The organism is Marinomonas sp. ATLA20, assembly GCF_057180105.1.
The window spans coordinates 114,652-125,645 of record NZ_JBXUKU010000007.1; the positions used below are offsets into that span (position 1 = coordinate 114,652).

12 protein-coding genes are annotated in these 10,994 nt (G+C 41.6%); 5 read left to right on the forward strand and 7 right to left on the reverse strand.

Annotated features, from left to right (window positions below):
* Positions 1–13 precede the first annotated feature (13 nt).
* Positions 14–238 carry a DeoR family transcriptional regulator gene (locus tag AC2A4J_RS13295; protein WP_205115637.1) on the reverse strand — a complete coding sequence of 75 codons (225 nt, stop codon included), beginning with the start codon at positions 236–238 and terminating at the stop codon, positions 14–16.
* A gap of 17 nt (positions 239–255) precedes the next feature.
* Positions 256–1,422: an MFS transporter gene (locus tag AC2A4J_RS13300; RefSeq protein WP_484176370.1), complete on the reverse strand. Its 1,167-nt coding sequence runs from the start codon at positions 1,420–1,422 to the stop codon at positions 256–258.
* A 118-nt stretch (positions 1,423–1,540) separates the two neighbouring features.
* Between AC2A4J_RS13300 and AC2A4J_RS13305 the strand changes: the two genes are divergently transcribed.
* Positions 1,541–2,506, forward strand: coding sequence for an AraC family transcriptional regulator (locus AC2A4J_RS13305; RefSeq protein ID WP_484176371.1), 966 nt, complete (start codon positions 1,541–1,543; stop codon positions 2,504–2,506).
* A 45-nt stretch (positions 2,507–2,551) separates the two neighbouring features.
* On the opposite strand, the gene AC2A4J_RS13310 is transcribed toward AC2A4J_RS13305, so the two are convergent.
* Positions 2,552–3,889: an alpha/beta hydrolase family protein gene (locus tag AC2A4J_RS13310; protein WP_484176372.1), complete on the reverse strand. Its 1,338-nt coding sequence runs from the start codon at positions 3,887–3,889 to the stop codon at positions 2,552–2,554.
* A gap of 237 nt (positions 3,890–4,126) precedes the next feature.
* Between AC2A4J_RS13310 and AC2A4J_RS13315 the strand changes: the two genes are divergently transcribed.
* Together AC2A4J_RS13315 and AC2A4J_RS13320 are read left to right on the forward strand one after the other, a co-directional pair.
* Positions 4,127–5,185, forward strand: a complete 1,059-nt coding sequence (locus AC2A4J_RS13315) for a LacI family DNA-binding transcriptional regulator (protein WP_484176373.1) — start codon at positions 4,127–4,129, stop codon at positions 5,183–5,185.
* Positions 5,186–5,362: 177 nt separating this feature from the next.
* The gene (locus AC2A4J_RS13320; protein WP_114410709.1) at positions 5,363–6,574 is read left to right on the forward strand and encodes a phosphoribosyltransferase family protein; all 1,212 of its coding nucleotides are present in this window, start codon (positions 5,363–5,365) and stop codon (positions 6,572–6,574) included.
* Between the two features lie 79 nt (positions 6,575–6,653).
* Here the strand turns inward: AC2A4J_RS13320 and AC2A4J_RS13325 are convergent, their stop codons facing one another.
* Together AC2A4J_RS13325 and AC2A4J_RS13330 are read right to left on the reverse strand one after the other, a co-directional pair.
* The gene (locus tag AC2A4J_RS13325) at positions 6,654–7,238 is read right to left on the reverse strand and encodes a hypothetical protein (protein ID WP_484176374.1); all 585 of its coding nucleotides are present in this window, start codon (positions 7,236–7,238) and stop codon (positions 6,654–6,656) included.
* 135 nt (positions 7,239–7,373) lie between these two features.
* Entirely contained in the window at positions 7,374–7,637 is a 264-nt protein-coding gene (locus AC2A4J_RS13330; protein WP_255828231.1) for a DksA/TraR family C4-type zinc finger protein, read from the reverse strand.
* A 167-nt stretch (positions 7,638–7,804) separates the two neighbouring features.
* Here AC2A4J_RS13330 and AC2A4J_RS13335 point away from each other — a divergent pair, with 167 nt between their 5' ends.
* Positions 7,805–8,908 (forward strand): OmpP1/FadL family transporter, encoded by a 1,104-nt coding sequence (locus AC2A4J_RS13335; RefSeq protein ID WP_484176375.1) that lies wholly within the window; start codon positions 7,805–7,807, stop codon positions 8,906–8,908.
* A 104-nt stretch (positions 8,909–9,012) separates the two neighbouring features.
* On the opposite strand, the gene AC2A4J_RS13340 is transcribed toward AC2A4J_RS13335, so the two are convergent.
* A complete protein-coding gene (locus tag AC2A4J_RS13340) occupies positions 9,013–9,648 on the reverse strand; it encodes a LysE family translocator (protein ID WP_484176376.1) in 636 nt (211 codons plus the stop codon).
* 41 nt (positions 9,649–9,689) lie between these two features.
* The gene (locus tag AC2A4J_RS13345; protein ID WP_484176377.1) at positions 9,690–10,016 is read right to left on the reverse strand and encodes a DUF2834 domain-containing protein; all 327 of its coding nucleotides are present in this window, start codon (positions 10,014–10,016) and stop codon (positions 9,690–9,692) included.
* Positions 10,017–10,284: 268 nt separating this feature from the next.
* Between AC2A4J_RS13345 and AC2A4J_RS13350 the strand changes: the two genes are divergently transcribed.
* Positions 10,285–10,866 (forward strand): HupE/UreJ family protein, encoded by a 582-nt coding sequence (locus AC2A4J_RS13350; RefSeq protein WP_484176378.1) that lies wholly within the window; start codon positions 10,285–10,287, stop codon positions 10,864–10,866.
* Positions 10,867–10,994 lie beyond the last annotated feature (128 nt).

Below are 10,994 nucleotides of genomic sequence, written 5' to 3' on the forward strand. Positions count from 1 at the left end.
GAAAAAATAATAACTACTTTTCTTCTAGCTCCGAATACGCTTCTACAACAACAGCCCCAGCGTCAATACGTTTTAACAAACCCGCTTTTTCTAGATAAATCATGTCGTTGTAAATGATGTTATCCGACACATTAAATCGCTGCTTTAACGTCTCAGAGAATACTTTTCCATCCAATGCTAACAACAGCAGTATGGTTTGTTGTCGCTGAATGCTTTTCTTATTCTCGAAGCTCATCATCACGTCGCTCTTAGTTATTAACGTAAAGAAGTATTGCTGTAACGTCGTAATCGCTCAGTTGTCACTAATATAACGACAGAAAGAAAGACTAATATCACCGGTAATGACGCGAAAGTGAAGGCTGTTGCGGCACCACCTAGCACTGGCGGAACTATCATAATTCCTATATAAGCGGAGGCCATAGATAAGCCTATAATGGTTTGTGATGCAGCCGAGCCAAAACGTTTTGGGGTCATTTGAAGGGTATTAGGAAAGATAGGTGCGCAACCGAGTCCAATCAATATCAAGCCCATTTTTGCAAGTCCATCAAAGAACGGCAGAGCCAGTAATATACAACCCAATAAGATAATGAACACGCCAGCTCGTATTAGAGCTTCTTCGGTAATTTTTTCAGCAATGACGCCACAGGCAAACCGCCCAGCCGTAATCCCCAAATAATACATAGCGACCCAGAACGCGGCATCGGCAGCCAAAACGTCTCTTTGTGTCGTGAGATAACTTGCCGCCCACAATCCAGTACTCATTTCTATTGAGCAATAGCAAAAGAACACCGCCATTTGCAATGGAACACCTTTTATTTTCAAGGCGGTCGCATTCGACACTAGCGCACCACCAGTGTCATTACTTTCTAAAGATTTAACAACAAACTTCTTCCACAGTGGCAGGGAGGAAAAGAGCAAAATAACGAGTAAAAATTGCACTACTGCGATTGTTACATAGCCATCACGCCAGCCTTCACTAAGGGTCAGGTAATTCGCCATTAATAGTGGACCTGCCGTCGCACCCACGCCCCAGAATGAATGCAAGTAATTCATGTGTTTCGCTTTGTAATGCAAAGCCACGAAGTTGTTTAATGCAGCATCCACTGCACCCGCCCCAAGACCCAAAGGAATAGCCAAAAATACAAGCGCTAGAGCCACATTGGACATACTAAAACCAAGTAATGCGATGGCTGTCAGCAAAACGCTTATTGCGACGACTTTTCCAATCCCAAAACAGTTAATTGCTTTTGTCACATAAAGACTAGAAAGAACGGTACCAGCACTAATAATGAGAGAAATGACACCCGCAAATTCCATCGAGGCATTTAAGTCGCTCCTCATTACTGGCCACGATGAGCCTAGTACAGCATCTGGTAGTCCTAAACTAATAAAAGCGATGTAAATAATGAAAAGCAGTAGCATAATTCTGTTTGCCTATTTGATTTTTTTCAAAACAATACCGTCTAATTAGCTTTATATATAGGTATATACTCTCTTAAAATACAACGATTCTACCAAGACGATTTTACGAAGTGATGTTATGCAAATTTATAAAATTGAAACCGAAGAAAATGGCAAAGAGCTAACCACTCACGGTAGCCATGACTTTCCCTGTGGATCTTATGACGAACGCTTTTCCCATTTTGTTGGTGGCGAAGTTCCATGGCATTGGCACGATGAAATTGAAGTCGTATTGGTTATCGAAGGGGCTACTAAGGTCGAATGTCTCAATACCAGTGACATTGTAAGAGCTGGTGAAATGATCTTTATCAACGCGAACACCCTCCACAAGCTGACGAACCATGGAACTGAAGATTGCCGTATACTCAATGTGGTATTCAGCCCGAAAATACTCGGTGGTGGCGATTTTGGGCTCATCTATAAAAAGCATGTACTTCCGGTTATTAATAACAAAGAGCTCATGTTCTATAAATTTTCTACGGATAAAGCTTGGCACCAACAAGTCATCCATGAATTAGCGAGTGCTTTTAAGGTATGGGATGAGAAGCGCTCTGATCGCGAGTTCTATATGAATATAGCCTTAATGAAATTTTGGCATATTTTCTGTACTAATCATCAAGATATTACCTCTTCAAAGAACGCCTCGAAAACGAATGAAAAAAGAGTACAAACTTTACTCAATTTTATTCATAGCCATTATGATGAACGTATTTCCATTGCTGAGATCAGCCGTGCGGCAAGCATCAGTGAGAGTGAATGCTATCGTTTATTTCGTAATGCGTTGGGCTGCTCTCCTAACAGCTACTTATTGAATTATCGGCTAAGACAATCTGTACAATTACTAACTGAAAGCAATAAGCAAATCGCAGATATTGCCTACGCAAGTGGCTTTAATTGCTCTGCTTACTTTGCCAAAAAGTTCAAACTTGCCTTCAATACGACCCCAATGCAATTCCGTAAAAATTACAGTGTTACTTCTGATCCCTTATCCACTAATCATTTACCCGTGACACTTAAGCCATATAGGCAAGACCCAAAAGCTTGATTCTGTCCTTTTCGATCTTGCCTATATGCGCCATTAAAGGTGTTTTTAAGAATCCGTTTTCAGTGTTTCAAACCTTAATCCACTGGCGCTTCTATTAGGAAAGCCCTTCCAGTAAGTGTGGTTGGCGCTACCCTCACCATCACCCCAAGTGCCTTCATTAGAATGCGGCACTAAATCTAAATAGCCTGACATTGCATCATCATGCTTCAAATACTGACCTAACCAAGCGGTAATAAAATGAGTCGAAACGTTATTCATACGCACATTATCCCAAACAGGGTCCAGGTAATGCATAGACAAGTTGAAACCTAACTCTGGGTCCACTTTATACATTTCAGCTGGGGGTGCCATTGGAGCACCTGCATTATGATTAGCGTAATCAAACGTCAGTAAAGCACGGTCAACGCTAGTTGATGCTTTCCATAACGCACGTACTCCGTCTTCATATCCCACTGTGTCGTCTACCGACCCTGCTATATACAGCATAGGAACACGAATCCCTTTCGCTGTTTTAGCATCCATAAAGCCATTATTCATACCTGCTGGAGCAAAGGTGACTGCGGTTTTAATACGACTGTCCGCCAAAGCAAGATAATCCTCGCTGCCACTTAAGTACTGATCCAATGTGCCGCTCGGCGTAGAAAAGAAACCTTCATTTTTCTTAACTCCATATGAGGTTAAACCACCACCAACCGTAACAACCGTGCCATAAGCTCCCATTGAATAACCAATAATACCGGTATTATTCACATCAACTAAGTTATATAAAAAGGAGGATTTATCTTTTGCCAACTGGCTAATTTGATCCAAAATAAACAACTGATCTTTGGTTCTATTAACGATACTGGAACTGATATCAGACAAGGTGCTGTAGGTTGAGTCAGTATGGTCAATCGCAACGACAACATAACCCTTTGAGGCAATATTTTCCGCTATGGGAGACATTAGAAAACGGTTACCGGGGTAACCATGGGAAAGTATAACCAATGGAAAGGCTGTTTTTACCTTGGTAGGCTGGGCGTTTAGAATCGCCTGTCCGTGTAACTCTATTTCTGTTTTACCGTCTCGAGCCAAGACTTTTAATATTTGCGAACCTTTCGAGTTGGCTTGCGCCGGATACCAAGTTTCAACCGTTAAAGGGCGATCATAATATGGAAATGCATCGCCTTCTTGTCTATCTCTATCTGTATTTAATACATCAATCTGATTTTTATGGACAAAATTGATTTGCCTAACTCCAACCGCTTGCTCGCCATAAGCCGCTAATTCAGGTGCATCGGCACGGATAATATCAATTCTGTTTTCAGCCTGTACCGCAGAAAAAGGGACACAAGACGCAACCAGTAACATGACGGCATATCGGGTTATTTGTTTATTCTTCATTACAACAGTCCTTATTATCTTTATTGTTTTTAGCGCTTAAAAGATCCACCTAAAAACAACCAAAGTATTTCGGACAACATTTAGGTAATCGATTAACCAGCAAAGTATAAACAGGTCTACCCGCCATTCTCAAGCCCTAAAACGTACTTAATGCTGACAAGCTAGCTTCCCCGCTTGTTGCTCCCATCAAACAAAGATAAAATCTTGGCTCTTCAATGCCTTCATCAAGGAAGCGTAATGCCACCCACCCAGCGTAGAAAACAAAAACATTCATCAAATAATAGAGTGTCTTTAGCTATGGTGGCCGCTCATGCCAAGGTATCGACAGCAACAGCCTCTCGTATCATCAATGGCATAACTAACAAGGCCTCTGAGCAAACCATTCAGCAAGTCAAAAAAGCGGTTGAAGAACTTGGTTATAGACCAGCGAGTATTGGCAGAGCATTGAGGTGTCAAGAAAGCCAAATTGTAGGTGTTTTAGCCGCAAGTTTGGCTAATCCAACAATGTCCGCCATTGCCTCCTCTATAGAGTGGGCATTAAGGGATGAGGGCTACATTATGTCATTGTGCGACACCCACGAAGAGGCAAAAATACAAGACGAATATTTACAAGAAATGCGGTCTCAACTGGCTCGTGCGGTAGTCATTATTGGTGCGGTAAAAAGTGAGCTTTTACATATGTACCGTGATAATGGCACGACATTGGTGTTTGTTAACCGTCCAGCTCCAGATCAAGAAAATAGTCACTATGTGGGCATCAATAATTATCAAGCAGGTGTCGATGTTGCGAATTTACTTCTGCAACATGGAAAGAAAAACATCGGGATCATTCATGCATCGCTTGATCAAACTGCAGCAGCTGAGCGACGAAGGGGTTTACTAGACAGGCTGTCAGAAGCAGGAATTACTCCCGATGATGTCCCTCATGCTCATGCAGAGGGACTTAATCATCTAGAGGTAGGATATAAAAGTATGCACGCTTTTTTAGATATGCCTAAAAGACCCGATGTCATTGTCTGTCTCAGCGATATGCTAGCTTATGGTGCGTATCGTCTCATACAAGAAGCTGGGCTAGATCCCACTGAAGACATAACGTTTTTCGGTTTTGACGATAATCCACTGAACCCTTGGATCGCTAACTGGCTTAATTCAGTCGGTGTTCCAGCTAATTTATATGGGTCAGCTACCGTTGCCACTTTAAAAGCCATCTGGAACCAGTCACCGCCAACAGAACCAGTTTATCTTCCGCATCAATTTCGTTTGAATAAAGTATTTAGAAAGAATGAAAGTAGCTGAGAATAACTATCATCACTGACAACACATTGAAAATTTCTCTTAATTTTTGACTCAATAAAAAGTAAGACTTCATTAGATCGACATAAAAATGCCTTTTTCCGCAATCAGCCCTATCGAAAAAAGCCTACAAGTATTAAAATCAGCGCAAATTCCCATACCCTTAGTTAAGGAAACCTCATGACTTTGTCGACCAGCCAGTCAACTAATGTCGTAGTTGTTAGTAACTCTTCTGATAATCCCTTTGCTATTGATGTTGCCTATGCAATGGGCCAGCACGAAGACATCGCTGATCTGATCAGTATGAAGCAATTCATGAACTCTGAATTTTGCCCTCGTTTTATTTCTGACGAAGCAGATTTCGAAAACATTGGCCGTAAACTTAAGGGTAAAGCTGTCATCATCGTCAGTACTGGCAGTCATGTAAAAAGCCGCCAAGAATTAGCCATGTCTAACTTAATTATCGCTCGCGCCGCAAAAGAAAATGGTGCTGATCGCGTTATCTTGGTTGAACCAGATTTATTCTACAGCGCACAAGACCGCGGCCCTCATCAAAGCCTAGGTGAAACCAGCTTCGAGCGTGACATCAACGATGTTAAGAAATTTGACGGACAGCCTTTCACTGCGAAACTTTACGCTCAACTGTTGAAGCTGTCTGGTGTGGATACGGTAATGACCATCCATAACCATTCTGATTCAGTTCAAAAAATCTTTAATGACGTATTTGAAGGCGATTTCCATAACTTAATCCCTTATGAGATTTACGCCCATTACTTATTGAATTCAAACATTTTGAACTACGGTGAAGACGGTGAAGGTTTGGTGCTATGCGCACCAGACAAAGGCGCCCGCGACTTCGTTAAAGAAATGTTCAGAACACTGGGTCTTAGCAAAGCTAAATTTATCATGCTTGATAAAGACCGTACGGCGGAACGCAAAGTAGAAATTACGCTTCATAAAGAAAGCGAACACACTTTCGACGGTCTAGATGGTGCGAGTATTGTATTGTTCGATGACATGGTTCGCACGGGCTCTACTGTTGTGAAATCTTGCCAGTTCTTACAGCAGATCAATCCTGAGCGTATGGTGTTTGCGGTATCGCATTTTTATGCCAGCGATGAAGGCCGTGAGCGTATGGCTCATCCTGCGATTGGTGAAATTTTAACGCTAAATACCTTACCAACGATTTTGAACCGTGATGAGCAAGGCCGTCTACGTAAGAAAATGGTCGTACTCAAGGTAGAGAAATGGCTTGCTCAAGAGCTCTGCAACATTCTTGATTTGCCACAAACTCACGAGCCAAATCCTTACAAGATCGATATGTCTTCTAAAAACCCACGATTTAAACGCAAAATTTGGTTCAGTGAAGAGCTATCTGAACTAAAAAGTTAATATTCAGCTGCTTCTAAGTTAGCTAATAAAAATGCCGCGATCACGCGGCATTTTTGTTTCTTGTGTTCAATAATATTTCTTAGGCACGAAACGCCAGCAAGAGGATATCTTTGATTTTACGATCTATTTCTACTTGTGCCGTTTCAAAATCGGCTCTTTCTACCTTGTACAAGAAAGGCTGAACAGCACGTAGTTTCTTGATCGCTTGTGGATCTTCAGCCAGCAAGACGGCAACATAAGAAAAAGCATCATAGTAAGAAAAAGCCTGTTCTTTGAGCGCATTTAAGTAAGAGTCGACTGACTCTTCTCCAAACACTTGCTTAATCGCCGTAACAGCACCAAACACAGCAACACCTTCACACAAGGCTGACGTTGTCGCACCGTCATAACCAACCGGATATTGACCACGTACCATCTCTTGGATGACATCCGCTAACAGCATAACGTCATTACTGAATACTCTGGCTGGCATATGAATTTTGTAACGATATGGCTCATCAGCGTGTGTAAATACAGCACTTGGTTTGGCTATATCATCCCAAACTTCAAAGCCATCAAATTTGGCCTCTTCAACGGCTTCGCCAAAAAGAAACTCGACAGCAGGCAACCAAGCTGCACGCAATTTTTCTAATTTATTTACTTCTGTTGAGTAAGTGTCTACCACAGCCTCATCCTTATTTATTCTGAAAGAAATTGAGCATCAGCCCCATGGTCAAAGTGCCCTTATAGATAGACGAAACCTTATCATATTGAAGGCATCCAAGCAGGAGAAATTCTCGTTAACAAATGAGATAAATCATTATCTTAGCTGGCTATCTTTACTGCCAGCGCGATTATACAAAGCAGAACGACTCTGTTTCTCTTGCTCAGATTGGCACTGGATGCACAAACGCACACCTTGAATAGCTTTACGACGAGGTTCCGGGATCACCGCATCACATTCTTCACAATGAGTCAGACTCTCACCTTTTGGCATGCTGTTTTTTGCACGCTCAACTTCGGAGTCAACTGTTGCGTCTATTTGATCTTGAACTGCGCCATCTTGCGCCCAACCGCTAGCCATAATAGTTAAGCCTCAAACTTTATAAATAACTGATTTACCATTTAGTAATTTTTTGTAAATACTTTATTATTGGCCGCCATAAAAGGCACGCTAAATATTTTTTATTTGCTTTACCGCACCATTTTAAACATTAAGCCGACATAGAACCGATAACAGGTATAAGCTCCATGAAAAAAACAGTCATTTTAATCACTCTTTGTGCAATTAGTACCAAAGAGGTATATGCCGGCGGCATGAGTCTATCTGGTCAATCCATTACGCCCTTATTCGAAAAAGGAACCTATATTGAATTAAGCGCTTATAGCTTTGATCCGGAAGTGTCAGGAAAACTAACGGACTCAATCCATTCAGGAAACGTAGCGAAAAAAGGCTATTTTTTTAGTGGAGCCTATAAACAAGATCTTCCTCACTCTACGTCAATGGCCATTATTATAGATCAGCCTTTTGGTGCAGATATTCGCTACCCTTCTAGCTCGACATACCCCCTTTCTAAAACCAGTGCTTCTGTCGATACTACAGCTATCAAAGGAATCATTCGCTATAAAATAAACACACCGTTTTCAGTCTACGGCGGACTCAGAAATGTCACGTCCAACGGTGAGGTTACCGTGAATCAGCCATCAAACCATCTACTCTATACAATGAAAACGGACACTCAGAACGATTGGGGCTATCTATTTGGCGCGGCCTATGAAATTCCAAATATCGCTCTTAGAGCGTCACTGACTTATAACTCCGCTATCAAGGTGAACTTTAATAGCCAAGAAAATATTGTCAGTTCTTCTTTTGCAAGAGAGACTTCATTTAACATTGATATGCCGAAATCTGTAAACTTTGACTTTCAAATGGGTGTTTCACAATCCACACTGCTGATGTTTTCTGCGCGCTGGGTTGAATGGAAAAAAACAAAAATCACTCCCCAACTTTTCACCCAGTTTGTCGATGCTGGAAATAACCTCGTTGATTTTAAAGACAACACAATCACTTATTCTCTCGGGCTTGGTCAAAAACTAACGAACAAACTGACAGGGTCTCTCTCCGTCGCGTATGAAAAACCGTCAGAAAAAGTGGCGAGTAATCTGTCACCAACCGATGGTTATACTTCATTAATTGCTGGGCTAAAATATCAAGCAACACAAAATACAGCCATTGCAACTGGCGTATCTTATACATGGATTGGCGAAGCTAAAACCAATCTAGCTGGAAATGAAGCTACATTTGAAAACAACCACAGCACGAATTTTGGTGTAAAGCTCTCTCATCATTTTTAATATAGATAGCAAAAAGCCTTATTCATCCCTAATAAACAGGATAAATAAGGCTGGCTTTTGTCATACTTTGATTTACTGGGATGGTAAGCCTGTTCGTATTCGCCTTATCGATTACTAAGCAGTATTCCACCGCCCATGGTAATAAACAATCCGCCAGTTATTTTAGTGATTTTGGCTTCCATGTTTTTTAGCGAAAAACGTTTTCCTAGACGAGCGATTCCAAAAGCATAGCCGATATGTACACAGGTCACGATAGCACAGATAGTAATAAACATGACCGAAAACTGTTGGTAAGCTGACGACTCTAACGTTAAAAACTGAGGTAAGAAGGCGGACAAAAATATCAGTGTTTTAGGATTACTTGCAGAGACTAAGAAAGCTTCACCAAACAGTGCAAGTCCCCTTTTAGTGGAAGTGGTTACGGCTGTATTATCCATAGCATCAAAAGTTGATTTCTTTTTAGATCTCAAGGCTTTAATTCCAAGGTAAATCAAATAAGTTCCGCCCAATATTTTCATCACCAGAAACCAGGCAGGTAGAGTTTGTAAAAGAGCACCAACACCTAAAGCAACCAAACAAACAATCAAAAATTGGCAGGTCAAATTACCAAAAATCGTAATAAAGGCCGACTTCCAACCGAATTGAATGCTATTTTCAAGCACTAACAATACGTTCGGGCCAGGTGACAAGGTGGTCACCAAGTAAGCTAAGAAAAACAAAGTCCATAGATGAAAGGTCATAGCTGATCCCTAAATTTGTTGTTAAATGATAATGGCATTTCTCATTTTCTAATCTGTTCCTCACCACGCTGCCTTTCTCGTAAGTAAAGGTACAAAGGGAGTCCGCAGGACACTCCAACACTTAACGTCCCAACTATTGCGATAAATCGCCATCTAACTTGTTTTTTTTGGCCATCATGGATAATAAAACCCAATAACGTAATCGCTGCCACAATCACATCGAGCCATGCAAACATGCTGATAGGATTAGCCATCATTTCAGTAAAAAACTGTGGGATATCGACACCGTTTTGAAGCAACCAAGGAACAAAAGCCGCATAAGGCACAAGTGCCCTAATGATTGCCAAACCTAAATAAAACATTGTCATCGTTATACCTCCTTGTATCGATTGTTAATTCTCTCTCGAAAATAACCCCTTTCAGGCCTCTATTTCAAGACAATACCATAAAGTTAAGCACTTCTTATCTATACTTTATTTGCCAAACTGAATATTTCGTTACCTATTGGCAACATCATTCAATTTACCCGCACTGTGGGTATGTTAGAATCTTCGCTTCCAGCCGCAAGAGCGGTGGTTTAGAGAAGACTATTTTGTAACGTCTTTTATACTCACATATTTTTTTGGAGACAACACCATGCGTTTATCGCTAAAAATGGCATTAGCTGCTCTTGTTGCCGCAATACCTGCTCTTGCATTTGCTCACCCAGGACACGAACACACAACGAGCTTCATGACGGGTTTCATGCATCCTATGGGGGGCTTGGATCACTTATTGGCCATGTTGGCCATTGGTCTTTGGGCTGCTAGCCTTGGCGGTCGAGCTTTGTGGGCTGTGCCTTCCGCTTTTGTTGGTACTATGTTAGTCGGTGGCGGTTTAGCGGTTGCTGGCGTGCAAGTACCTTTCATTGAACAAGGTATTGTCTTGTCCGTTATTCTGATGGGGGCATTGTTGGTTGGTGCAGCACGTTTCCCTGTTGCCGTCTGCGCAGGCATTGCAGGATTGTTCGCTTTGTTCCATGGTGCTGCACACGGCTTAGAAATGCCATTAAATGCTAATGGTGCGGAATACGCTTTGGGCTTTGCACTAGCAACGGCTTTGTTGCATGTTGCCGGTATTGGCTTTGGTATGGCAATTGCGCGCTTCCAAGCCCCTATCGTGACTCGCCTAACAGGCAGTGTTATTGCTATTGCTGGAGTATTTTTAGCTCTAGCATAAAAGCTTAAAACGCTACTAAAACCACGGTATTTTTGTCATAAATACCGTGGTTTTTTTTATTTTTACACTATTTCCCCACCTCATCTACCGTCTCAATCAACCAGTCAAAAATGGGTTACATTAATTTT